This window comes from Edwardsiella anguillarum ET080813, assembly GCF_000264765.2.
GTDB classification, from domain to species: Bacteria; Pseudomonadota; Gammaproteobacteria; order Enterobacterales; family Enterobacteriaceae; genus Edwardsiella; species Edwardsiella anguillarum.
Genome location: NZ_CP006664.1, coordinates 4055244 through 4078988, shown reverse-complemented (window position 1 = coordinate 4078988; position 23745 = coordinate 4055244). Strand labels below are relative to the sequence as shown.

18 protein-coding genes, 2 pseudogenes and 1 riboswitch are annotated in these 23745 nt (G+C 59.2%); of the genes and pseudogenes, 16 read left to right on the top strand and 4 right to left on the bottom strand.

Annotation, left to right across the window (positions count from 1 at the left end):
- Positions 1 to 219: 219 nt before the first annotated feature.
- Positions 220 to 5954 (top strand): annotated as a pseudogene (hhe, locus tag ETEE_RS18250) (DUF4011 domain-containing anti-phage protein Hhe).
- A 321-nt stretch (positions 5955 to 6275) separates the two neighbouring features.
- Here the strand turns inward: hhe and ETEE_RS18240 are convergent.
- A complete protein-coding gene (locus ETEE_RS18240) occupies positions 6276 to 7142 on the bottom strand; it encodes a GHMP family kinase ATP-binding protein (RefSeq protein WP_034164870.1) in 867 nt (288 codons plus the stop codon).
- Between the two features lie 294 nt (positions 7143 to 7436).
- A riboswitch (cobalamin riboswitch) is annotated at positions 7437 to 7611 on the top strand.
- Between the two features lie 97 nt (positions 7612 to 7708).
- Between ETEE_RS18240 and ETEE_RS18235 the strand changes: the two genes are divergently transcribed.
- From ETEE_RS18235 to cobU, 15 genes and pseudogenes are all read left to right on the top strand, one after another.
- A complete protein-coding gene (locus ETEE_RS18235; protein ID WP_034164871.1) occupies positions 7709 to 9088 on the top strand; it encodes a cobyrinic acid a,c-diamide synthase CobB in 1380 nt (459 codons plus the stop codon).
- A complete protein-coding gene (gene cbiB, locus ETEE_RS18230; RefSeq protein ID WP_034164872.1) occupies positions 9085 to 10044 on the top strand; it encodes an adenosylcobinamide-phosphate synthase CbiB in 960 nt (319 codons plus the stop codon). Before ETEE_RS18235 ends, cbiB begins: the two co-directional genes overlap by 4 nt.
- A gap of 12 nt (positions 10045 to 10056) precedes the next feature.
- Positions 10057 to 10689, top strand: a complete 633-nt coding sequence (locus ETEE_RS18225; RefSeq protein ID WP_034164873.1) for a cobalt-precorrin-8 methylmutase — start codon at positions 10057 to 10059, stop codon at positions 10687 to 10689.
- Positions 10686 to 11825, top strand: coding sequence for a cobalt-precorrin-5B (C(1))-methyltransferase CbiD (cbiD, locus tag ETEE_RS18220; RefSeq protein ID WP_034164874.1), 1140 nt, complete (start codon positions 10686 to 10688; stop codon positions 11823 to 11825). Before ETEE_RS18225 ends, cbiD begins: the two co-directional genes overlap by 4 nt.
- Positions 11819 to 12424, top strand: a complete 606-nt coding sequence (locus ETEE_RS18215) for a cobalt-precorrin-7 (C(5))-methyltransferase (protein WP_034164875.1) — start codon at positions 11819 to 11821, stop codon at positions 12422 to 12424. The genes cbiD and ETEE_RS18215 overlap by 7 nt, the downstream gene beginning before the upstream one ends.
- The gene (locus tag ETEE_RS18210) at positions 12414 to 12983 is read left to right on the top strand and encodes a decarboxylating cobalt-precorrin-6B (C(15))-methyltransferase (protein WP_015871489.1); all 570 of its coding nucleotides are present in this window, start codon (positions 12414 to 12416) and stop codon (positions 12981 to 12983) included. The genes ETEE_RS18215 and ETEE_RS18210 overlap by 11 nt, the downstream gene beginning before the upstream one ends.
- Positions 12976 to 13749 (top strand): cobalt-precorrin-4 methyltransferase, encoded by a 774-nt coding sequence (locus ETEE_RS18205; RefSeq protein ID WP_034164877.1) that lies wholly within the window; start codon positions 12976 to 12978, stop codon positions 13747 to 13749. Before ETEE_RS18210 ends, ETEE_RS18205 begins: the two co-directional genes overlap by 8 nt.
- The gene (gene cbiG, locus ETEE_RS18200; RefSeq protein WP_034164878.1) at positions 13730 to 14791 is read left to right on the top strand and encodes a cobalt-precorrin 5A hydrolase; all 1062 of its coding nucleotides are present in this window, start codon (positions 13730 to 13732) and stop codon (positions 14789 to 14791) included. The genes ETEE_RS18205 and cbiG overlap by 20 nt, the downstream gene beginning before the upstream one ends.
- Positions 14785 to 15510: a precorrin-3B C(17)-methyltransferase gene (locus ETEE_RS18195; protein WP_034164880.1), complete on the top strand. Its 726-nt coding sequence runs from the start codon at positions 14785 to 14787 to the stop codon at positions 15508 to 15510. The genes cbiG and ETEE_RS18195 overlap by 7 nt, the downstream gene beginning before the upstream one ends.
- On the top strand, positions 15507 to 16301 hold the full coding sequence (locus ETEE_RS18190) for a cobalt-precorrin-6A reductase (protein WP_034164881.1): 795 nt from the start codon (positions 15507 to 15509) through the stop codon (positions 16299 to 16301). The genes ETEE_RS18195 and ETEE_RS18190 overlap by 4 nt, the downstream gene beginning before the upstream one ends.
- Before the next feature lies 1 nt (position 16302).
- On the top strand, positions 16303 to 17097 hold the full coding sequence (gene cbiK / locus ETEE_RS18185) for a sirohydrochlorin cobaltochelatase (protein ID WP_034164882.1): 795 nt from the start codon (positions 16303 to 16305) through the stop codon (positions 17095 to 17097).
- The gene (locus tag ETEE_RS18180) at positions 17094 to 17825 is read left to right on the top strand and encodes a cobalt-factor II C(20)-methyltransferase (RefSeq protein WP_034164884.1); all 732 of its coding nucleotides are present in this window, start codon (positions 17094 to 17096) and stop codon (positions 17823 to 17825) included. Before cbiK ends, ETEE_RS18180 begins: the two co-directional genes overlap by 4 nt.
- 121 nt (positions 17826 to 17946) lie before the next feature.
- Positions 17947 to 18219: pseudogene (locus ETEE_RS18175) on the top strand (energy-coupling factor ABC transporter ATP-binding protein); the annotation flags it as partial.
- Positions 18216 to 19745: a cobyric acid synthase gene (locus ETEE_RS18170; RefSeq protein ID WP_034164885.1), complete on the top strand. Its 1530-nt coding sequence runs from the start codon at positions 18216 to 18218 to the stop codon at positions 19743 to 19745. The pseudogene ETEE_RS18175 and the gene ETEE_RS18170, both read left to right, overlap by 4 nt.
- Entirely contained in the window at positions 19742 to 20293 is a 552-nt protein-coding gene (gene cobU / locus ETEE_RS18165) for a bifunctional adenosylcobinamide kinase/adenosylcobinamide-phosphate guanylyltransferase (RefSeq protein ID WP_034164886.1), read from the top strand. The genes ETEE_RS18170 and cobU overlap by 4 nt, the downstream gene beginning before the upstream one ends.
- A 183-nt stretch (positions 20294 to 20476) precedes the next feature.
- Here the strand turns inward: cobU and ETEE_RS18160 are convergent, their stop codons facing one another.
- From ETEE_RS18160 to ETEE_RS18150, 3 genes are all read right to left on the bottom strand, one after another.
- A complete protein-coding gene (locus tag ETEE_RS18160) occupies positions 20477 to 20881 on the bottom strand; it encodes a PPC domain-containing protein (RefSeq protein ID WP_034164888.1) in 405 nt (134 codons plus the stop codon).
- Positions 20882 to 21042: 161 nt separating this feature from the next.
- Entirely contained in the window at positions 21043 to 21960 is a 918-nt protein-coding gene (locus tag ETEE_RS18155; protein ID WP_034164890.1) for an ATP-grasp fold amidoligase family protein, read from the bottom strand.
- A gap of 336 nt (positions 21961 to 22296) precedes the next feature.
- A complete protein-coding gene (locus tag ETEE_RS18150) occupies positions 22297 to 23598 on the bottom strand; it encodes an SLC13 family permease (RefSeq protein ID WP_034164891.1) in 1302 nt (433 codons plus the stop codon).
- Positions 23599 to 23745: the final 147 nt, after the last annotated feature.

The following is a 23745-nucleotide window of genomic DNA, read 5'->3' as shown; positions in this document are numbered from 1 at the left end:
ATATTACAGGCATTATTATTCAATAAGTATTGTAATGATAACTTGAGTCTATCTATTAAGTTTGGCCATCATCAATGAATAGTCGTTAAGTTGATAGTACGATCAGGTTGATACAATAGGGGGCTAAAGACCCTCCTGTTTACAGTGGTTTCCAGCATTTTATGATGCTGTATCAGTATAAAGTGTTTTATCTGTTTTTACCAAGAAATGGAGAATGTTATGTTGACTGTAGAGACCTCTACAGCAGAAGATCTCAATCAAGGAACTTCGGATTTTGTCCTAACCTCCCTCGAGATTATGCGTAAGAAGTTATTGGATCTTACGTCCCGGAATCGACTCTTGAATTTTCCTATCACCCACAAAGGGTCTTTACTGCGTATTGTTGACGAATTGCCTGAGCAGCTTTATGAAACTCTCTGTTCGGAAATGCCGATGGAGTTTGCTCCTGTTCCTGATCCAACCAGGCAGCAATTGTTAGACCATGGTTATCTTAAGGTCGGTCCGGATGGTAAAGATATACAGTTAAGAGCTCATCCTAGTGCCAAGGATTGGGCACAAGTCTTGGGAATCGATACAGATTTTGACTTGCCTGATAGCCATAAAACGGTTGTTTCTGATGCAGATAGGGAGCTATTGGAGCAAGCCCACCAGTTTATCTTGCAATATGCCCAAGACCAGGATGGAGAACTAACAGGGGTTCGTACAGAATACGCTAATCAAGGTATCTCTTTATCAGCACTGAAGGTGGCCTGCTGCGTAGCGGGCTATGAAGGGCTTGAGGATTTTGAACGGCAGGCAAAGGCAGGGAATGAGATTACTATATTCTCTTCCAATCCCTGTCATGACGATAATCGGATACAGGCTCTGCTTTATCCAAATGAACTTGAAGCTTGTTTGCGCGCTATTTACGGTAAGGCTCAAACTGCTTTGGAGGAGAGTGGCGCTAATATCCTATATTTGACATTAGGATTTCTCAAGTGGTATGAGAGAGACTCATCGGATAAGGCGCGTTATGCTCCTTTATTTACGATTCCTGTGAGATGTGAACGTGGAAAATTAGATCCTAAGGATGGGCTTTATAAGTTTCAACTTTATTATACGGGTGAGGATATTTTGCCAAACCTCTCTTTGAAGGAAAAGCTTCAGGCTGACTTTGGCCTCGCTCTTCCCTTATTTAATGAAGAGGAAACTCCCGAGTCTTATCTTGCTGCTGTTAAGAAGGTTGTCGAGCAGCATAAACCTAAGTGGTCAGTGGTGCGTTATGGTGCGCTCAGCTTGCTCAATTTTGGCAAGATGATGATGTATCTTGACCTCGATCCAGCTCGTTGGCCCCATGACCAACGCAATATTTTGTCTCATGAAGTGATACGTCGTTTTTTCACCAGCCAGAGCTGTGGAAAAGAGAATACAGTTTCACCAGGTGGTTTCGGTCAGCATGAGTATTGTATCGATAGTTATCCAGAAATTCATGATAAGGTTCCGTTAATAGATGATGCTGATAGTTCGCAGCACAGTGCATTAATCGATGCTATCCGTGGGAAAAACCTGGTCATTGAGGGGCCTCCTGGTAGTGGTAAATCACAGACGATTACTAACTTGATCGCAGCAGCCTTGCTCAACGGTAAAAAGGTCCTGTTTGTGGCAGAGAAAATGGCTGCTCTGGAGGTCGTTAAGCGTCGCTTAGATCGTGCAGGGCTGGGGCAATTTTGCTTAGAGTTGCACAGTCATAAAACCCATAAGCGTAAGGTGTTGGATGATATTAACGCTCGCTTGGTGAGTCAGGCGATGATGCCGACGATAGAGGAGATTGATGCCCGGATCTTACGTTATGAAGATCTTAAGCAACAGCTCAATGAGTATGCCATATTGATTAATACCCAATGGGAGCAAACAGGGAAAACGATCCATCAGATATTGAGTGGTGCAACCCGTTATCGTCACAAATTAGATATTGATGCAACTGCGCTTCATATCGAAAAATTCTCTGGAAAACTACTGGATAAGGTGACTCAATTACGACTGAGTGACCAAGTAGTAGAGTTTAGCCGCATCTACAAGGAGGTGCGCGAGCAGGTGGGGGCTAATGCAGAAATATATGAGCACCCTTGGAGTGGTGTAAATAACACTCAAATTCAACTGTTTGACAGTGCTCGTATAGTAGATTTATTACAAGCTTGGCAGGTGTCAATTATCGATTTTCGCCACACTTATCAAGAATATCTTGATAAGTGGGCTTTAGAGGAAGAGTGTCTTAATACGCTTCATGATATTGATCAATTGGTAGAGGATCAGGCGACTCTTCCAGTTCTATGTGGCTCAGAGCTATTTTCGGCACTTCCTGAGTTAGACTCATCGGATGCCATCGCACGGGTACGTTGTTATTTAAATCGGTTTGATTTGCTACAAGGTCATTATGAGACGTTGAGCCAAGTTATCGAACCTCGAATACTTCGACTTTTAGAACGAGGTCAATCGTCCGATTTTCCTCGTGAAGAGTTGGAAAAATATGGTGTGGCAGAGGATTTCACCCTACGTGATTTGATCAGGTGGCTTGAGTCCATCCAATTAAGCTATGATGAGTTATCATCTATTTATGAGCAATTAAGCGATTTCAAAAATGCCTTACCTGATGGTATTGCTTCGTATTTTGATGATTCGCAAGCTGGATTGATATTCTGCGCAGAGTTGTTGTCGATTCTTGGAGCCTTGCCGACCGAGCTTATCAGCGTTCGAGATCCTCTTTTTGATGATGATAATATTGATGCAGTACTGCATGATTTAGTGAGTCAAATCGAAACGTTGCGTCCTTTAAGAGATAACCTATCTACTTTGTATCAACTGGATCAGTTGCCTTCTCAAGAGATGCTCACGCATGCTGTTTCTGTTATCCAGCAGGGGGGGGATTTGCATGGTTAAAGCGTGATTGGCGTAATGCCAAGGCATTGCTCATGGCGCTGTCTCGACAACCTAGCACTAAATTTGCTAAGTTAAAGAGTAGATTAGCTGATTTGCTTAAGTACTCGGAACTGTTGCAACGGTTCGAACAAAGTGACTTTGGCGATCAACTCGGTAACGTATATCGAGGATTGGAAACCGACTGTGAGCAGTTAATGCAATTGCGAGATTGGTATAAGAAGGTCCGATCTCATTACGGTATAGGTTTTGGAAAGCGAGTTGCGATAGGCTCTGGATTGTTTAACCTAGATGGCGAGATCATTAAAGGTGTGCATTTGATCGAGAAATCGCAGATTAGCTCGAGATTAATGACCTTGGTTCAGCATGTAGAGCTCGAGGCTAAGTTATTACCGCGTATTTCTAGCCTATTGGGAGAGTCTACATCTTGGTTAGGTGAGCAAGGTATATTGATGCAATGTTACCAACAGGTGCGAGAGACTCTCATTGCCTTGCAGAGATGGTTTATCAGTCCAGATATGTCATTAGGGCAGATGGCTCACTTCTCTGAGCTTGTGCAAAACATGCATGTGCTGCAGGCATCTCTCGAAAATGACAAGTCGCAGCTAGGGGGATTTTTACGCTCAAATTCACTGACCTTTGGGGTAAATAAAGACAATCAACAGACGTTACGTATTATTAACTGTACAGCGGATTTTGCCGAGCAACTGGTTGATAAAATAAATTGTGTAGCCTTGGCTACTCGAGTTAGGCATCTGGCAAGTAGCAATGATTACGATTTATTCCGTCACGATGGTGCGCAAATCGGTTTGAAATGGCGTGAACAGATTCAGCATGCCTCGTTGTATGCGCAAGAGACGATGTTGGATAGAGAACAATGGCTCAAATCGACCAATGGTTCCCTTAGTGCATTAGCTGAGCGGAACGAAAGGGCAATACAACAACCTCGTTGGCTGAATGGGTGGATTAACTTTATCCGTTGTTACGAGCAGATGCATGAAAATGGATTGCAGCGAATCTGGTCGGCTGTAATTACTGGGTCACTTCCGATTGAAAAAGTTGAATTGGGTTTAGCATTAGCAATTCATGATCAGCTGGCTCGAGAGGTTATTCACATCCACCCTGAATTGATGAGGGTTTCAGGTTCACAACGCAATGCTCTGCAGAATTCATTCAAAGAATACGATAAAAAGCTAATTGAACTGCAACGTCAACGGATTGCTGCAAAAGTTGCTTGTCGCAATATACCAGAAGGAAATTCTGGGGGTAAGAAAAGCGAATATACGGAACTCGCCTTGATCAAAAATGAACTGGGTAAAAAGACCAGACATATCCCTATCAGGCAATTGATTAATCGAGCGTGTAATGCTTTAGTCGCAATTAAACCTTGCTTCATGATGGGACCAATGTCAGCGGCACATTACCTGGAACCTGGACGGATGGAGTTTGACCTGGTGGTGATGGACGAAGCATCTCAGGTGAAGCCAGAGGATGCATTGGGTGTCATCGCGAGGGGCAAGCAACTAGTGGTCGTTGGCGACCCGAAACAACTACCACCAACCAGTTTCTTTGATCGAAGTGCCGACGGAGAAGATGACGATGATGCCGCTGCTTTGAGTGATACCGACAGTATTTTGGATGCGGCTTTACCTCTGTTTCCTATGAGACGTTTGCGTTGGCACTATCGTTCACGGCACGAAAAGTTGATTGCATACTCTAACCGTCATTTTTATAACAGTGATTTGGTGATATTCCCCTCCCCAAATGCCGAGTCGCCAGAGTATGGGATCAAATTTACCTATGTATCGAAAGGGCGTTTCTCCAATCAACACAATATTGAAGAAGCCCAAGCAGTTGCCGAGGCTGTGCTTCAACATGCACAATACAGGCCGGGTGAATCACTCGGGGTGGTGGCCATGAGTTCCAAGCAACGCGATCAGATTGAGCGAGCTATCGATGAACTGCGCCGAAACCGCCCTGAATTCAACGATGCAATCGATGGCTTATATGCTATGGAAGAGCCACTTTTTGTGAAAAACCTTGAGAATGTCCAAGGGGATGAGCGTGATGTAATCTTTATTTCCTTTACCTATGGACCTTCTGAGTATGGTGGAAAGGTTTATCAACGCTTTGGGCCTATCAATTCCAATGTCGGCTGGCGTCGCTTGAATGTGCTTTTTACTCGTTCAAAGAAACGGATGCATGTGTTTAGTTCAATGCGTTCTGAAGATGTATTGACGAGTGAAACCAGTAAGCTTGGGGTTATTTCGTTGAAAGGTTTTTTACAGTTTGCCGAAAGAGGCAAACTGGATTCTCTAACGACTCATACCGGTAGGGCTCCAGATAGTGACTTTGAAGTTGCTGTCATGGAAGCACTCAATCACGCGGGGTTTGAGTGTGAACCTCAGGTGGGTGTCGCAGGATTCTTTATTGATCTAGCGGTGAAAGATCCAGGTTGTCCTGGCCGATACTTAATGGGCATCGAGTGTGATGGTGCAGCTTATCACTCTGCTAAATCTGCTCGTGATCGCGATCGCTTGCGTCAAGATGTTTTGGAACGTTTGGGTTGGAGAATTAGCCGTATTTGGTCCACTGATTGGTTTAGTAACCCTGATGAGGTTCTGTCCCCGATTATCCGGAAACTCAATGAGATTAAAACATTGTCTCCAGAAGTTGTCATCCCTTCCTTCGAGTATGTGGAAAAAATTGAATCAAGTGCTGAAGTAGCATCTGAATCAATCGATTCTCTTATGCCAGACTCGGGTCTTAAGGAACAACTTAAGTATTTTGCCAAACATGTCATTGAGGTTGCGCTTCCCGACGTCGATGAGGATCATCGTTTGTTGCGGCCCGCTATGCTTGAGGCTTTGCTGGAACATCAGCCTCTATCTCGCTCTGAGTTTGTTGAACGAATACCCCATTACCTGCGGCAAGCAACAGATTTACAAGAAGCACAACGCTTTCTTGATCCTGTCTTGGCATTAATTGATGGAGCAGAGGCAGAAACGAATGATGTAGAGTTTGAATCAGAATTGATATAATTAGAGGTGGAGAAGTGGACTGCCCCACCCCGGTAGACGGTTCTGGGGGCAGTCCATCCAGTCCATCCAGTCCATCCAGTCCATCCAGTCCATCCAGTCCATCCAGTCCATCCAGTCCATCCAGTCCATTCAGTCCATCGTGGAAGAACGCTGCCTACACCACGCATTTACCGTCTGCTGGCATCGCGTGTCTATTGATGGGTACGCCGTAACTGTGAGTAATTCATTATTGTCGCCACCAGGCATAACATATAACCTGGACTGCCCCACGGTAGTAGACAAATTCTGAGCTCACGATGAGGCCTGTCCAGCGGCCGCGCCTCAGCGCAGCCTGACGCCGCCGCCGACCAGTTTGAGCAGATGCTGGGTGGGCCAGTGGCGCGTTAACCCGTGCTGCATGAGGTGGCGCCTCAGCGCCTCGACATCGTGCCGGCGACGATCCAGCAGCAGTCCCACCACGCTGCCGCTGTGCGCCACGTTGACGCCAAATAGGCCGAACGTCTCCACCATGGCCAGCAGCGCGGGGAAATCCGCCTTCGGCAACAGCCGCTGGCTGGCGATGGCGCTGAGGGTGGCCGCCTCTCCCAGGCGGTAAGGATCTTGGCGCTGACATCCCTCCTGCAGCCGTCGCCAGGCGCGTTGCAGCGCTGGCGCCTCCGCCAGTAACGCCCTCTGGCGCGCGCGGCGGTGGTAGTCGGCGGTGCGCAGGGTCAGCGGGCTTTCGAGCAGCAACACATCCAGTTCAGGCGCGCTGCCGCAGGCTACCTGGGTGGAGGCATCGTTATGATCGAACAGGGTTAGCTGGCGAAACAGGGTGCTGTCGGTGGGCTCCAGCGAGACACACAGCGCCGCCAGCGTCGGTTCGTCCAGCCGTCGCCCCAGGTGGTGCGCGGCCGCTACGGCGGTGGCGGCGATGTCCGCCGTGCTGCTGGCCATTCCCTTGGCCAGGGGGATGGTCGAGTGAGTCTCGATGCGCAACGCTTGGCTCATCTGCGCCGGGTAGCCCCAGTGGTGCAGCAGGCGTTCGATCATCATTCGGGAGAGCGGGCGCTCCTGCGCCCGCGGCGCGCCGTCGCAGACTTCGACCGTGCTGTACCAGGCGACGGGGCAGGAGACCAACTTCTCGCTGCCTAAAATCCAGCCTTGAATGAGCTCTCCGCATGATGCGGGGCACTGCGCAACCGCCACGCCTTCACCTTTTGAACCGATAATTTCGCCGCATAGTGGCATGACGACGGCAGGAAAGCCACGCTTTTCACCCTAGCCCTGCCGCGCCGGAGGGATTGCGGGAGAAAAGCGTGCTATGGTGATAGTCTGATGATCGGTGGCGAATCTATTGGCATGATAATAACGGGTGGAATGACGTACCATCATGCTGTTTTTATGCTAAATTGCGCCGTCTTTTCTTCTGCGACGGGCGACGAGGGCCGCGCAGGAGTGAGTATGAATATCTATTTGTGATGATGGGCGAGCGTTGCCCGCTCATCATTTAAGCCGACAGGTTTGCCATATTAATGGTAGGGAAGGGGGTGTAAATCCCCCGCAGCCCCCGCTGCTGTGATGCTGACGACCCCGTGTACACCACTGATCGCAAGATTGGGAAGGACGGGCGAGGAGGACGCTAAGCCAGAAGACCTGCCCGTCGGTAACTACCAACAACTTCGGTGGGAAGTGGGTTGATCTGATGCCTACAGTCGCAAGACTGGGTAGCGGTGTATCTATACCCTCCAACCACCCTGAACAGGATCAGGGGCATGGCGGCACAGCAGTACGCGTTCGTTCTGGCGGGCACCGGCAGCGGCTGTGGCAAAACCACGCTGACGCTGGGGTTGCTGAGTCTATTGAAACAGCGTGGGCTGCGCGTTCAGCCGTACAAAGTGGGGCCGGACTACCTCGATACCGGCTGGCATACGGCCGTGTGCGGCAGCGCCTCCTGCAACCTCGATAGCTTTATGCTACCCGAACCGACGCTCAACGCGCTGTTTAGCGAACGGATGCAGCGGGCCGACGTCGCGGTCATCGAGGGGGTGATGGGGCTGTATGATGGCTACGGCACCGATCCGGACTACTGCAGCAGCGCGGGGATGGCCAAGCAGCTGCGCTGTCCGGTGATCCTCCTGGTGGATGGCAAGGCGGTCTCCACCTCCATCGCCGCCACGGTGATGGGCTTTCAGCGCTTTGATCCCACGTTGAATATCGCGGGCGTGATGGTGAATCGCGTCAACAGCGAGGCGCATTTCGCGCTGCTTAAAACGGCCATCGAACGCTACTGCGCCATTCCCGTGCTCGGCTATATCCCGCAGATGGCGGGGATTTCCTTGCCCGAGCGCCACCTCGGCCTGGTGACGGCCCGAGAGTCCGTCGTGCGGACGCAGCCCTGGCAGGCGTTTGCCGCCGCGCTCGAACGTACCCTGGATATCGATCGTTTGCTCTCCCTGTGCCAGATGGCGTCGCTGCCGCCGGGCGCCTGGCCTGCGCTGCCCGCCGCCGACGCCGGCCGCGGCTTGACGCTGGCCATGGCCGAGGACGAGGCGTTCAACTTCTACTACCCGGACAACGTGGCGCTGCTCGAACGCACGGGCGTCGAGATCGTCCGCTTTAGCCCTCTGCATGACGCCCGGCTGCCCGACTGCCAGATGGTGTGGCTAGGCGGCGGCTACCCGGAGCTGTATGCCGGGAGGCTGGCGGCCAACGCACCGATGCTGGCGAGCCTGCGCGCGGCGCACCGGCGCGGCGCGGCGATCTACGCCGAGTGCGGCGGGCTGATGTATCTTGGCAGCACGCTGGAGGATGCCGACGGTGAGATCCACCCCATGGCCAATATTATTCCCGGTCACAGTAAAATGGGGCGGCGGCTGACCCGCTTTGGCTACTGCGAGGCTCAGGCGCGCCAGCCGACGCTGCTGGCGGAGCGCGGCGAAACGCTGCGCGGGCATGAGTTCCACTACTCTGACTTTTCACCGCAAACCCCCGCGCTGCTGGCGTGCCGCAAAGTGCGCGATGGGGTGACCACCCAGGCGTGGGAGGGGGGATGGCAGGCAGGCAGCGCCTTTGCCAGCTATCTGCACGTTCATTTTGCCCAGCGCCCGCAGATGCTGAATCGCTGGCTGGCGGCCGCCAGGGCGGCCCTATGACGCTCCTGGCCTGGTGCCTCGCCTGGATCCTCGACGCCGCGATCGGCGATCCGCCGCGCTGGCCGCACCCGGTACGCTGGATGGGGCTGCTGATCACCGCCCTGCAGCGGTGCGTACGCCGTCGCTGCCGCAGCGAGGGTGCGCTGCGCATCGGCGGCGGCCTGATGTGGCTGACGGTGGTGGGGGGGACGTGGGGCGTGGCCTGGGGGGGCGTGACGCTGGCGCGGGCGATCCATCCGTGGCTGGGGTGGGCGGTCGAGGTCTGGATGATCTTTACCACGCTGGCCGGCCGCTGCCTGGCGGACGCCGCCCGGGAGGTCGAACGGCCGCTGCGCGCCGGCGCGCTCGCCGAGAGCCGCGAAAAGCTCTCCTGGATCGTGGGCCGCGATACCTCGCAGCTGCAGCCGCCGCAGATCAACCGGGCGGTGGTGGAGACCGTTGCCGAGAATACGGTGGATGGCATCATCGCACCGCTGTTCTTCCTGCTGCTGGGCGGCGCGCCGCTGGCGATGGCCTACAAGGCGGTCAATACCCTCGATTCGATGGTGGGCTACAAGCATGAGAAGTACCGAGCGATCGGCATGGTGAGCGCCCGGATGGATGATGCGGCGAACTACCTGCCCGCGCGGCTGAGCTGGCTGCTGCTGAGCGCGGCGGCGTGGCTGTGCCGCGACGATTTTTCCCGCGCGCTGCGCATCGGCTGGCGCGATCGCCGCTGCCACAGCAGCCCCAACTGCGCGTGGTCAGAGGCGACCGTGGCCGGCGCGTTGGGGATCCGGCTGGGGGGGCCGAACGACTACTTCGGCCAGCGGGTGGAGAAGCCCTGGATCGGCGATGCGCGCCGCGCGGTTACCCCGGACGATATTTCCCGAACGATTCGACTGATGTGGGTCGCGTCAGCCCTGGCGCTGGCGCTGTTGATGGCGGTGCGCTGGCTGGTGGCCGGCGCGGCCTGAGGAGACGAGAGCATGCAATATATCCAGCAACCCCGGGCGATTGAGGCCAAAAGCTTCGACATCATCGGCGAGATCATCCGTGAGACGCGCCCGGCGTATCGGTTCGCCAGCCCGCTGCACGAGGCGATCGTCACGCGGGTTATCCACACCACCGCCGATTTTGACTGGCTGGATATCCTCTGGTTTTCCCCGGATGCGCTGACGCAGCTGTGCGCGGCGCTGAGCCGCCCGTCCGTCATCTACACCGATACGACGATGGCCCTCTCGGGGATCAACAAGCCCCTGCTGGCCACGTTTGGCGGCGAGTGCCGCTGCTATATCAGCGATGCGCGGGTGGTGGCGCAGGCGCAGGCGCAGGGGATCACCCGCTCCATGGCGGCGGTCGATCGGGCGGTGGCGGAGGCGGAGCGCCCGGTGTTCGTCTTTGGCAATGCGCCGACGGCGCTATTCCGCCTGCTGGAGCACGATATCGCCGTCGGCGGCGTGGTGGGGGTGCCGGTGGGGTTTGTCGGCGCGGCGGAGTCGAAAGCGGCGCTGACGCACAGCGGCTTGCCCGCCATTGCGGCGCTGGGGCGCAAGGGCGGCAGCAACGTGGCGGCGGCGATCGTTAACGCCGTGCTGTACCACCTGCGGGGGGCAACATGAGCGATCGGGCCTTTGATACGCCGGTGTGGCACCACGGAAAGGCGCTGCGCAAGGGCTATACCACCGGCTCCTGCGCCACCGCGGCCGCCAAGGTCGCCGCGCTGATGGCGCTGCGCCAGCAGCTGATCCATCAGGTCGCCATCGTGACTCCCTCCGGCGTCACGCTGAACCTGAGCGTTGAATCCCCGCATATCGAGGGGGAGCAGGCCATCGCCGCCATTCGCAAAGACGGCGGCGATGATGTCGATGCGACCCACGGTATGCTGATTTTCGCGCGGGTCACGCTCAACGACAGCGGCGCGATCTCGCTGTCGGGGGGCGAGGGGATCGGCACCGTGACGCGCAAGGGCATTGGCCTGCCCATCGGCAGCGCGGCGATCAACCGCACGCCCCGCCACACCATTGAGTCGGCGGTGCGCGAGGCGATCGGCCCGACGCGCGGCGCCGCGGTCGAGATCTTTGCGCCGGAGGGCGTCGCGCGGGCGCAGAAAACCTATAACGCCCGCCTGGGTATCCTGGGCGGCATCTCGATTATCGGCACCACGGGCATCGTGACGCCGATGTCGGAGGAGAGCTGGAAGCGTTCGCTGGCGCTGACCCTGGAGATGAAGCGCGCCGCCGGGATGACGCGGGTGGTGCTGGTGCCGGGCAACCACGGCGAGCGCTTTGTGCGGGAGCAGATGGGGATCGCGGCCGATGCGGTGGTGACGATGAGCAACTTCGTCGGCTATATGGTCGAGGAGGCGGTGCGTCTGGGGTTTCGCCAGATCGTGCTGGTCGGCCACCCGGGCAAGCTGATCAAGGTCGCCGCCGGGATCTTCCACACCCACAGCCATATGGCCGATGCGCGCATGGAGACGCTGGTGGCGCATCTGGCGCTGCTGGGCGCGCCGCTGGCGCTGCTGACGCGGGTGCGCGACTGCGACACGACCGAGGCGGCGATGGAGCATATCGACGCCTACGGCTTTCAGTCGCTGTATGACCATCTCGCTGCTCGCATCTGCCAGCGCGTGATAGAGCGGCTGCGTTTTACCCAGAATCTGCCGATCTGCGACGCCATTCTGTTCTCGTTTGATAACCAGACGCTGGGCAGCAACCGCTCGGTCGCCGCCATCGTGGCGGATCTGCGGTGTTGACGGTCGTGGGGGTGGGCCCCGCGGGCGTCCATCTGATAACTCCCGCGGCGCGCGATGCGATCGCGCAGGCAGAGTGCCTGGTGGGCGGGGCGCGTCATTTACGGCAGTTTCCGGACTTTCGCGGCGAGATCTTCGCCCTCGGCGCCAACGTCGCGGCGCTGTTGGCCTGGCTCGAGGCCCGGCGCCTGCACCGCGTGGTGATCATGGCCTCCGGCGATCCGCTGTTTTACGGCATCGGCACGCGGATCGTGGCGCACTTTGGCATTGAGCATGTGCGTATCATTCCCGGCATCAGCGCGGTGCAGTACCTCTGCGCGCAGGCGGGCATCGACATGAACGAGATGTGGCTCACCAGCAGCCACGGCCGCCGGGTCGATTTTGATCAGCTGGCGCGCCATGACAGGGTGGCGATGGTCACCGACGCGCGCTGTGGACCGAAAGAGATCGCCGCGCAGCTGGTGGCGCGGGGGAAGGGGCATCGCTGGATGGTGATCGGTGAAAACCTGGCGATGGAGAGAGAGCGGATCCACTGGCTGCCCGTCAGTGAGGTTCGCGCCGACTATGAGATGAACGCGGTGGTGATCCTCGATGAACGATGAGCTTTTTCTGCGCGGCGAAACGGTGCCGATGACCAAAGAGGCGGTGCGCGCGCTGGCCCTCAGCAAACTTGAGCTGCACCGTGCCAGCCATCTGATCGATATCGGGGCGGGAACCGGCAGCGTATCGATTGAGGCCGCGCTGCAGTTTCCCTCTCTGCGGGTGACCGCCATCGAGAAAAACCCCGCGGCGCTGCGCCTGCTCGAAGAGAACCGCCGGCGCTTTGCCTGCGGCAACGTCCGCATCCTACCCGGCAGCGCGCCGATGCCGGTGGCGGAGCGGGCCGACGCCGTGTTTATGGGCGGCAGCGGCGGCCATCTGACGGCGCTGATGGACTGGTCGATGGCCCAGCTGCATCCCGGCGGGCGCCTGGTGATGACCTTTATCCTGATGGAGAACCTGCATAGCGCGCTGGCCCATCTGGCGCAGCGGGGAGCGCAGGGCGTGACGTGTCAGCAGATACAGACGGCGTCGTGGGTTCCGCTCGGTCAGGGCCACTACTTTAAACCGAATAATCCCGTTTTTGTTATCGCCTGTCAGAAGGAGGAACATCATGTCTGAGACCTTTGATGCCCGCTGCGTGTGGTTTGTCGGCGCGGGGCCCGGCGATCGTGAGCTGATTACCCTCAAGGGCTATCGGCTGCTGCAGCAGGCGCAGGTGGTCATCTATGCCGGCTCGCTGATCAATCCTGAGCTGCTGGCGTACTGTCCGCCCGGGGCCGAGTGCCACGACAGCGCGGCGCTGCATCTGGCGCAGATCCTCGATCTGATGGAGGCCGGGGTACGGGCCGGGAAAACCGTGGTGCGTCTGCAGACGGGCGATCTCTCCCTGTACGGATCCGTGCGTGAGCAGGGGGAGGCGCTGACCAAGCGCGGCATCGCCTGGCAGGTGGTGCCGGGGGTCAGCGCCTTTCTCGGCGCGGCGGCGGAACTCGGCGTGGAGTACACCGTGCCCGACGTCGCGCAAAGCCTGATCATTACCCGCCTCGAGGGGCGTACGCCGGTGCCGGCGCGTGAGCAGCTGGAGTCGTTCGCCCGCCATCAGACCTCGATGGCGATTTACCTCTCCGTCCAGCGGATCCAGCGGGTGGCGGAGCGGCTGATCGCGGGGGGCTATCCGGCCACCACGCCGGTGGCGGTTATCTATAAGGCGACCTGGCCGGAGAGTCGCACCGTCCGCGGCACGCTGGCGGACATCGGCGACCGGGTCCGCGCTGCGGGGATCCGCAAAACGGCGCTGATCCTTGTCGGCAGCTTCCTCGGCGATGAGTATCACTACTCAAAGCTCTATGCGGCGGACTTTAGCCATGAATACCGTAAAGCCTGAATCCATCGCGCTGTTTTGCCTGACCCCCGGCGGCGTGCAGCTGGCCAAGCGGCTGGCGACGCGGCTGCCGCTGACCTGCTTTACCAGCGGGGCACTGTGGGAGCCGGGGTTTACCCCGTTCGAGGGTGGCTTCGCCCAGACCGCCCGCCGTGCGTTCACCCGCTATTCGGCGCTGATTTTTATCGGTGCGACGGGGATCGCCGTGCGGGTGCTGGCACCGCTGATCAATGACAAGTTCAGCGATCCGGCCGTGGTGGTGATCGATGAGCGCGGCCAGCACGTGATCAGCCTGCTCTCCGGACATGCGGGGGGGGCGAACGCCCTGACCCGCGATCTGGCGGGCATGCTGGGGGCCGATCCGGTGATCACCACCGCCACGGACGTGAACGGGATGGCCGCGCTGGATACGCTTGCGTTCCAGCTTGACGCTCGGATGAGCGACTTCCGCTCGGCGGTCAGGGAGGTCAATCAGATGCTGGTCAGTCAGCGGCGGGTCGGGCTGTGGTGGGATCCGGCGCTGGCGGCAGAGGTCAGCCGCTGCGATCGGCGGGGATTTATCACCGTGACCGACCTGCAGGATCTGCCCGCGCTGGATGCGCTGGTGTGCATCACCCTGCGCCGCGATCTGCCGGAAATTCCGCTGCCGCACTGGAAGCTGGTGCCGCAGCGGGTGGTCGCCGGCATCGGCTGTCGGCGGGGTACCCCTTTCCCGCTGTTGGCCGCGCTGCTGGCGCGCCAGCTGGAGGCGCAGCGGCTCGATCCGCTGGCGCTGAGGGCGATCGGCAGCGCTGCGCTGAAGCGCGATGAGCCGGGGCTGATCCAGCTCGCCGCCCGCTGGTGCATCCCGTTTCACACCTTTACCACCGACGCGCTGCGCGCGCATGAGCACCGCTTTTCGATCTCACCCTTGGTACGCCGCACGGTCGGCGTCGGGAGCGTCTCGGGACCGGCGGCCTGGCTGCTGAGTCATGGACAGCTATTAGGCGACACCCTGCGGGAGCAGGGCGTCACGATTACCTTAGGAGTTTCATCCGCATGTTAACCGTTATTGGGATCGGCCCCGGCTCACAGGCCATGATGACGATGGAGGCCGTAGAGGCGCTGCAGGCGGCAGAGATCATCGTCGGCTACAAAACCTATACCCACCTGGTGAAAGCCTTTACCGGCGACAAGCAGGTGATCAAGACCGGCATGTGCAAAGAGATCGAACGCTGTCAGACGGCGATTGACCTGGCGCAGGCGGGGCATAACGTCGCCCTGATCAGCAGCGGCGACGCGGGGATCTATGGCATGGCGGGGCTGGTGCTGGAGCTGGTCAGCCGGCAGGGACTGGGGGTCGAGGTGCGCCTGATCCCCGGGATGACCGCCAGCATCGCCGCCGCCTCGCTGCTCGGGGCGCCGCTGATGCATGATTTCTGTCATATCAGCCTGAGCGATCTGCTGACCCCTTGGCCGGTCATCGAAAAGCGCATCGTCGCCGCCGGCGAGGCCGACTTTGTGATCTGTTTCTACAACCCGCGCAGCCGCGGTCGCGAGGGGCATCTGGCGCGCGCCTTTGCGCTGCTGTCCGCCGTCAAAAGCGCGCAAACCCCGGTGGGGGTGGTGAAGTCCGCCGGGCGTAAAAAGCAGGAGAAGTGGCTGACCACCCTGGGCGGGATGGATTTTGCGCCGGTGGATATGACCAGCCTGGTGATCGTCGGCAATAAAGCCACCTACGTGCAGGATGGCCTGATGATCACGCCGCGGGGCTACGCGCTGTGAACCAGGGCGAGGTGCTGGTGATCGGCGGTACCAGCGACGCCCGGGCGCTGTGCCAGCAGCTGGATGCGGCACAGGTGGCCTACACCTTGTCGGTGGCGACGCCGACCGGCGAGGCGCTCGCCGGCGCGATCCGCGGTCGGGTGCGCTGCGGGCGCATGACGCAGGCAGAGATGGTCGCCTGGCTTGTCGCGCACCGGACCCGCTGGGTAATCGACGCGTCGCATCCCTATGCCGAGCTGGTCAGCCGCAGCATCACGCAGGCCTGTCAAACGGCGGGGGTGCTGCTCAGCCGCTATCAGCGCCCGGAGCAGCTCGGCGATCTGACCCATCCGCTGCTCCACCGCGTCGCCGGTATTGAGGCGGCCAGCGCGCTTGCGCGGCGCTTTGGCGAGCGGGTATTGCTAACCACCGGCAGCAAGGATTTGGCGCGCTGGCGCGCGGCGCTGCCGGAGAAAACGCTGCTGGTGCGCGTGCTGCCGCTGGCGGAGGTGATGGCGCAGTGCGCCGAGCTCGGCTTTGGCGTCGGGCAGATCTTCGCGCTGTGCGGCCCCTTTAGCGCGGCGTTTAACGCGGCGTTTTATCGCCACTGTCGGGCTGACGTGGTGATAACCAAAGCCTCCGGCGCCGAGGGCGGCTATCAGGAAAAGGTGCAGCCCTGTCTGGATGCCGGTATTCCCTGCATCGTTATTACACGTCCGGCGCCGCTGGTGACGGGCGCGGAGTTACTGGAGAGTCTGGCCGACTTTCAACGGCGTCTGGCGCGCTGGCTGGCCACGGCTCAAGGAGAATGAGATGAAAAAGGCGCTTCTGGTGGTCAGCTTTGGCACCAGCTATCGCGAGACCGGCGAGAAGAATATCGCGGCCTGCGAACGTGAGCTGGCGGGCCACTGCCCCGATCGCGATCTGTTCCGGGCATTTACCTCCGGGATGATCATCCGCAAGCTCAGGCAGCGCGACGGCATTGAGATCGACACGCCGCTGCAGGCGCTGCAGCGGCTTGCGGAGCAGGGATATCAGGATGTTGCGGTTCAGTCGCTGCACATTATTAACGGCGATGAGTATGAGAAGGTGGTGCGCGAGGTGCAGAGCATGCGTCCGCTGTTCTCCCGCCTGACGCTGGGGGCACCGCTGCTGAGCAGCCATGATGACTACGAACTGCTGATGCGGGCGCTGCGGCAGCAGATGCCGCCGCTCGGGCCGCAGGAGAGGGTGGTGTTTATGGGGCACGGCGCGACGCACCACGCCTTTGCGGCCTATGCCTGTCTCGATCACATGATGCGGGCGCAGGGCTTTCCGGCCTGCGTGGGTGCGGTGGAGAGCTATCCGCAGGTCGAGATTCTGATCGAGAGCCTCGGCCGGGAGGGGGTCAGCGCGGTGCATCTGATGCCGCTGATGCTGGTGGCCGGGGATCATGCGATCAATGACATGGCCTCCGAGGAGGCGGACTCCTGGCGAACGCTGTTCAACGCCGCCGGGATCCCGGCGACGCCGTGGCTGAACGGCCTGGGCGAGAATCCGGCCGTGCGGGCGATGTTCGTGGCGCACCTGCAGCAGGCGCTGCGCGGCGCCATGGAGGCGGCGGCATGAGCGGCACACTCTACGCCCTGAGCACGGGGCCGGGCGCCGCCGATCTGATCACCGTCCGCGCCGCGCGGATCCTCGGCTCGCTGGATATCCTCTACGCCCCGGCGGGACGCAAAGGCGGCGACAGCCTGGCGCTCTCCATCGTCCGCGACTATGTCGGCCCGCAGACGGAGGTGCGCTGCTGCCACTTTCCCATGAGCGGTGACGACGCGGAAAAGGAGGCGGTCTGGGATGCGGTCGCGGCGGCGCTGGCGGGCGCGGTGAAGGCCGGCAAGCGGGTTGGATTTATCACGCTCGGCGACGCCATGCTGTTCAGCACCTGGGTCTTCCTGCTCCAGCGTCTCGGCAACCCCGACTGGCTGGAGATCGTTCCGGGCGTGACCTCGTTTGCCGCCATCGCCGCGCGCGCCGGGACGCCCCTGGCGATGGAGCAGCAGTCGCTGGCGGTGATGGCGTGCACCGCGCCGGAGGCGGAGATCGCGCAGGCGCTCTTGCACCATGACACGCTGGTGCTGATGAAGGTCTATGGCCGGTTTGCGCGGATTAAGGCGCTGCTGGCGCAGGCCGGGCTGCTGGAGTGCGCGCTGATGATGTCCGACGCCACGCTGCCCGGCGAGCGGTGCTGGCGGCACCTGAATGAGGTCGACGATGGGCAGGCGCTGCCCTATTTTTCGACCATTTTAGTCAATAAACGCTGGGGGGATCGCGATGGCGCACGAACACCAGCTTAAGCGGCGGTCATTCAGTGGTCTGGCGGCGCAGCAGGCGTTTGCGATGCGCATCATGGAGGGGGGCTGCCGGTGGATTGGCTGACCGACTTGGTGACCCCGGCACAGCCGAGGCTGGCCTTTCCGGCTCGCGGCGCAGGGGAACCCTGTGGCGATCTCCAGCCATGACATCGATCTGATCGACGGCGTCAGCGATACCGTCCATGTGCTGCGCCAGGGCGAGGCGCTGGCGCCGGGCGAGGTCTTCGCCCGCGCCGATCGGATGAGGGAGGCCGGGCTGATGCAGCCCCGGCGGGTGAAGCGGCACACGCAGCTGGCGCTGCCGCGGTGTAAGCGTGAAGATACGTTTTTCCGACGTATGCGACACAACGCAATAGCAATAAAGGAGGCCCGATGACGCAGGCGATGGCGATTATGCTGCAGGGGACCGCCTCTGACGTAGGCAAAAGCGTACTGGTGGCGGGGCTGTGCCGCATTTTTTATCAGGACGGTCTGCGCACGGCACCCTTTAAGTCACAGAATATGGCGCTGAATTCCGGCATCACGCCGGATGGCAAAGAGATGGGGCGCGCGCAGATTTTTCAGGCGCAGGCGGCGGGCATCGCGCCGGACGTGCGGATGAACCCGGTGTTGCTCAAGCCGACCAGCGACCGCAAAGCGCAGGTGGTGCTGATGGGGGAGGTGGCGGCCGACATGGACGCCGTCAGCTACCACCAGTACAAGCCGCGTCTGCGCGAGCGCATTCTGGCGGTCTACCGGAGCCTGGCGCAGCAGTATGAGGCGCTGGTGCTGGAGGGGGCCGGCAGTCCGGCGGAGATAAACCTGCGCGATCGCGATATCGTCAACATGGGGATGGCCGAGATGGCACGCTGCCCGGTGATCCTGGTGGCGGATATCGACAAAGGGGGCGTCTTCGCCTCTATCTATGGCACGCTGGCGCTGCTGCGCCAGGACGAACGGACCCGGGTGAAAGGGGTGATTATCAATAAGTTTCGCGGCGATGTGGCGCTGCTGCGCTCCGGCATTGAACAGATTGAGGCGCTGACGGGGGTGCCGGTGCTGGGCGTGATGCCGTGGCTCGATGTGGATCTCGACGACGAGGATGGCGTCGCGCTGCAGAAAGGCAAATACCGGCAGACGGCGCCGCGCGATATCGATATCGCCGTGGTGCAGCTGCCGCATATCTCGAACTTTACCGACGTTAACGCCCTGGCGGCGCAGCCGGATGTTCGGGTGCGCTATGTCAGCCACCCGCAGGCGCTGGCCGGCGCCGATCTGGTGATTTTGCCGGGCAGTAAAAATACGCTGGGCGATCTGGGCTGGCTGCGTGAAAGCGGCATGGCCGCTGCGCTGCTGCAGGCCCATCGCCAGCGCGTGCCGGTGATGGGGATTTGCGGCGGCTACCAGATGCTGGGCCGCACCATTATCGACGAGGTGGAATCGGGGCTGGGGACGCAGCCGGGCCTCGGCCTGCTGAATATCGTCACCCGCTTCGCGCCGCGGAAAACCACCGCGCAGCGCGTGGCACAGGTGACGATGACGCCGCCGGCGTGGCTGCACGCCGCCGCCGGCGCCGCGGTGAAAGGCTATGAGATCCACATGGGGGAAACGCAGCGGGCGGCCGACTGCCGTCCGGCGCTGTTTATCGAGCGAGACGGCGAGCGGGTGGCGGATGGCGCCATCAGCGACGATGGGCTGGTGATCGGCACCTACCTGCATGGACTGTTCGACAGCGACGCCTTTACGCACGCCGTACTGGACAGCCTGCGTCATCGCAAGGGGCTGGCGCCGCTGGAAAGGACGCTGGACTATGCGGCCTACAAAGCCCAACAGATCGATCTTCTGGCCTGTGCAATGAGAGAGCATATTGATATTAAAGAAATTTATAAAATAATGCGCGAGCATCGGGAGGCGGAGGCATGATTTTGGTTACCGGAGGGGCGCGCAGCGGAAAGAGCGCGCACGTCGAGCGGCTGGCGGCTCAGCGCTGCGCGCGCATTCTGTATATTGCGACCTCCACCGTCACCGATGACGAGATGGCTGCGCGCATCGAGAAGCACCGCGCACAGCGGCCGGCGCACTGGCGCACCTGGGAGGGGTACCGCGATCTGGGCGAGGTGATTCGTCACCGGGTGCGGCCCGGCGAGGGGGTGGTGCTGGAGTGCATCACCACCATGCTGGCCAACCTGCTCTATGAGGCCAGCGGCGGCGCATCGCCGGAGACCCTGGACTTCCCTGCGCTTGAGGCGGTGCTGCAGCGGCAGGTGGACGATCTGATCGCGGCGTGCCGGCAGTCGGCGGCGCCGGTGTATATCGTGACCAATGAGCTGGGCATGAGTATCACCCCGGAGAACCGACTGGCGCGCCACTTTGTCGATATCGCCGGCCGGGCGAACCAACGGCTGGCGCAGGCGGCGCAGGAGGTGTGGCTGGTGGTGTCCGGGATCGGCATGCAGATTAAAGCGGGATAGGGCCGCTCGTGGACAGCGTGGGCGCGGTGGAGAGACTCAGGGGGCAGGCGCTGTGGGATGGCGCGTGTGTAGGCGTTGACGGCGGCCATCAAACCGCTGAACACGCAAAAAGGGAGCGGCCGCCCGGCATATCGACGGGCTGGTGAGGCCGAGCAACAGCCTAGGTCGTCTGGCGCGTGGGGATCAGGGGGCTATCTGCAGCGTGAAGCGGTACGGCTTCACCTCTTTGCGCCGGGCCTCCGCGCGGCTTTGCAGTATCCGAAGCTCATACTTTCCGCTGGCGGGCAGGGTATAGCGCCCCTGGCTATCCAGCGCCGATGAGTATTTCCCCAAGTCGATCGCATCGTCGATCCCCGGGCCGAATAAAACCGCCGCGACCGTCTCTTTGGGCAGGGTGAGGCGCAGGCGCTGATCCCGGCTGGCCCGGAAGAAATAGGTGTCGTAATCGTACCCCCTGATGGTGCCGGAGTAGCGTGCGCTGTCATGCCCCTTGGGGAAGACGACGTCGATCTGCCTGCCGGCGGCGGTGGCGCTCGCGCTGAGCGCGGACAGCAGTAGGGCGATTGACGCGATGGCCGACCATGTCATGTTGATGTATCTCCTGATGCCGGTTAAGGCGTTGATTCTAACCTAGGATCGGCGCGGCGCTTAATCGGATTTCTCTTGCAATTCACGGCGTCGATGCCCCTGGGCGCGGCGTCCCATGAGCGGCAGAGCGCCCCCGCCCGCGCGGCTTCGGCCCGGTGGGCTCAGGATTGAATCCGCTGCCGCCACTGTTCCCCGAAGCGCCGGTCGAAGCTGGCCGGAAAGAAGCGCATCCGTCCGGCGCAGGGCGTAAAGGTGAACTCGCTGAAGTAAATATCATCGCCGACCAGGAACCAGTCCATCCGGCAATAATCGAAGTCGGCGCTGAGCTGGCGTGAGAGGGTCAGCATCGCATCGAGCCTGGCGGGCCTGCGGATGCGCTCATCGAGATTGTTGGGGTAGCGTGTCCCGATATAGCCGACAGCCACCTCCTGGCGTTGCCACTCCTGATCATAGATATTGACGGACTCCTCGCCGCGGGCGTCGGTAAAATCCACCTCGATAAATTTAGGCTGGCCCGCGAAGCAATGTACCCGCAATAGCTCCGGCGTAATATCCCGGTCAGCGCCGCCGAATACATCCAGGTACTGTTCACAGATGATTCTCGGAACTATATTTTTATAGTGTCTCTCGCGGGTAGTTACATACATGTTTCGAGATAAATAAAAGCTTATTTTTTCGCGCGCGCTGGCGATGTCAAATTTATCCTTGTCGGTACAAATAATGGCGCTGGCGCTATCGTGGGAGCACTTGATAACGAATTTCTGCGGCAGCGCAGCAAAGTCTATCTGATCGAAGGAGGAATAAATTCCTAGCGTTGGTACCACATATTTCTCGCCGATCTGTTGGGTGATAAATGCCCGGGCGCTGACCTTGTCCGCCAGCGCGGTAAAGCGCTGGTTGCGATCAAACAGCATGCGGAATATGATCTTTTCATTAAACGTCTGCGGCGGTGAGAGCTGAATTTCGCGGCCGAAGTCATATTGGAAACGCTTGGCTTTAAATCGTTTATCGCTGAGCAGCAGGGTACGTAGTATCTTTAATCGATACTCCACCCTTTTGAATAGCCATTTAGCCTTCATGGCGGCCTTCCCCTTAAATAAAGCTAATGCTGAATAGTGTTTTTTTTACTGCGCGCGAGTAATTGTGTTATTTATCTGCCAGGATAAATAATACATAATTTTTTCCGCCAAGAATAAATGCCAGGTAAACGGGATAGGCGTTAATGATAATTTTTATTTTGAACTATAACCGGGGTTATTAGCCATCGCGGCAAGGCCGGCCAGATTATTTGGCTGCGGCCTGCGGACGCGGCATAGGGGGAGTGTCACGATGCGGTGCGCCGGGGTACGGCCGGGAGGCGATACATCCACCGGCCGCGGTGTCGCCGGTGGATGGCCACGCGCCGTTCGCGCAGGCTAGGAGAGGGAGAGTACCAGCATCAGCAGCAGCGCGGCGCAGATGATAACGGCGATCGGCAGCACGATAAGCTGCACAAACAGGCGCCGGCTCTCGGCCGCATCGTTCCCGACGCCGGCCAGCACCAACGCCCCGCCGCTGGAGAACGGCGAATAGCCGGTAAAGGTGGCGAACGCCGCGATCACCGAGAACAGCAGGGCGGTATGCTCAGTATGGATCTTGGCGGCGATGGGGAACATGGTCGGCATCACCGCCCCCATGCTGGAGGCAAACAGCGACATGGCGGAGGAGAGTCCCCCCATGATATACACCACGCCATAGCCGCGGCTGTCCTCCCCCTGCACGCCGTTAACCCAATTGGCTATCTGATCAACGGCGCCGCGATCGACTGCCAGGTTGATCAGCATTCCCAGGCCACAGATCATGATAATGATCGACCAGGGAATATTTTCCATCGCCTTACGCTCATCGGCCACCTTCAGCAGCAGGCTGGCGACGATGCCGATAAAGGAGAGGAAGGTTGGGTTCAGCGCCTGGGTCGCCGCTTTGAGCGCCGTCGAGGCCGGCAGCAGCGATGACAGCAGCGCCGGAAGGATGATCAGCAGGAAGACCCCGCAGACCAGCCACAGCGTGCGCTTCTGCTCGGCGCTAAACGGCGCCGGCCGCGCCATGTTTTCCACGGCCTGAATCCGGTATCCCTTGAGCAGTACGTAGCTGACAGCAAAGATCGCCGTATGGGCCAAGAACATGCTCAGCCCGATGGCGTAGGTATAGTGCAGCGCCAGCGGGGCGGGAATGTTCAGGTTTTCCAGCATCCCGTTGACCACCCGTCCCCCCAGGGTAAAGGGGTTGAAGCCCCCGGCGCAGGCGCCGCTGTAGACGATCACCGCCGCCAGCATCTTGCTCATCCGGATCTGGGTAGCAATCAGCATGATCAGCGGCGAGAGAAAGGCAAAGGCGGCATAGTGTCCCGGCCCGATCCCGGAAAACACCACCACGCACAGGTAGAAGATCACCGGCATCAGCCAGGGAGAGTGGCGGCTCATGTATATCGCATGCTGGGCGCCGCGGTTCAGCGTGCCGTTGGCGATGGCAAAGCCATAAAAATAGGTGATAGAGAAGAGGATGAAAAAGAGATTTAGCGGCCATAGCGCCAGCTGCTTTCCGCCAGAGAGGCCCGCCATGTTGGCCAGGATAAAGGCGAAAATAATGGCGAATATGCCGATATTTATTTTAATAAAGTAGCCAAGGGCGATGGAGGCGACGATGGCTAGGATGATAAGGGTGTTGATGTCCAGCATGGTGTGTCCTCTTTTTTATGATTGATGAGAGAAAAGCAAGAGGTGTGCCAAGCTGGGAATGGGCTATTTTTGTGATATGAATCAAATGTATCCAGGTGATGTGTCGCGCTGCTGTTGCCCCGGTCACACTTTATTTTTCCCGGGGTA

Bases quoted from the DNA above. Each gene is read 5' to 3' on its own strand.
- cbiG (WP_034164878.1), top strand. From the start codon at position 13,730: ATGAATACCGTAAAGCCTGAATCCATCGCGCTGTTTTGCCTGACCCCC.
- cbiD (WP_034164874.1), top strand. From the start codon at position 10,686: ATGAGCGATCGGGCCTTTGATACGCCGGTGTGGCACCACGGAAAGGCG.
- ETEE_RS18170 (WP_034164885.1), top strand. From the start codon at position 18,216: ATGACGCAGGCGATGGCGATTATGCTGCAGGGGACCGCCTCTGACGTA.
- ETEE_RS18195 (WP_034164880.1), top strand. From the start codon at position 14,785: ATGTTAACCGTTATTGGGATCGGCCCCGGCTCACAGGCCATGATGACG.
- cobU (WP_034164886.1), top strand. From the start codon at position 19,742: ATGATTTTGGTTACCGGAGGGGCGCGCAGCGGAAAGAGCGCGCACGTC.
- ETEE_RS18155 (WP_034164890.1), bottom strand. From the start codon at position 21,960: ATGAAGGCTAAATGGCTATTCAAAAGGGTGGAGTATCGATTAAAGATA.
- ETEE_RS18235 (WP_034164871.1), top strand. From the start codon at position 7,709: ATGGCGGCACAGCAGTACGCGTTCGTTCTGGCGGGCACCGGCAGCGGC.
- ETEE_RS18150 (WP_034164891.1), bottom strand. From the start codon at position 23,598: ATGCTGGACATCAACACCCTTATCATCCTAGCCATCGTCGCCTCCATC.
- cbiB (WP_034164872.1), top strand. From the start codon at position 9,085: ATGACGCTCCTGGCCTGGTGCCTCGCCTGGATCCTCGACGCCGCGATC.
- ETEE_RS18180 (WP_034164884.1), top strand. From the start codon at position 17,094: ATGAGCGGCACACTCTACGCCCTGAGCACGGGGCCGGGCGCCGCCGAT.
- ETEE_RS18225 (WP_034164873.1), top strand. From the start codon at position 10,057: ATGCAATATATCCAGCAACCCCGGGCGATTGAGGCCAAAAGCTTCGAC.
- ETEE_RS18205 (WP_034164877.1), top strand. From the start codon at position 12,976: ATGTCTGAGACCTTTGATGCCCGCTGCGTGTGGTTTGTCGGCGCGGGG.
- cbiK (WP_034164882.1), top strand. From the start codon at position 16,303: ATGAAAAAGGCGCTTCTGGTGGTCAGCTTTGGCACCAGCTATCGCGAG.
- ETEE_RS18210 (WP_015871489.1), top strand. From the start codon at position 12,414: ATGAACGATGAGCTTTTTCTGCGCGGCGAAACGGTGCCGATGACCAAA.
- ETEE_RS18160 (WP_034164888.1), bottom strand. From the start codon at position 20,881: ATGACATGGTCGGCCATCGCGTCAATCGCCCTACTGCTGTCCGCGCTC.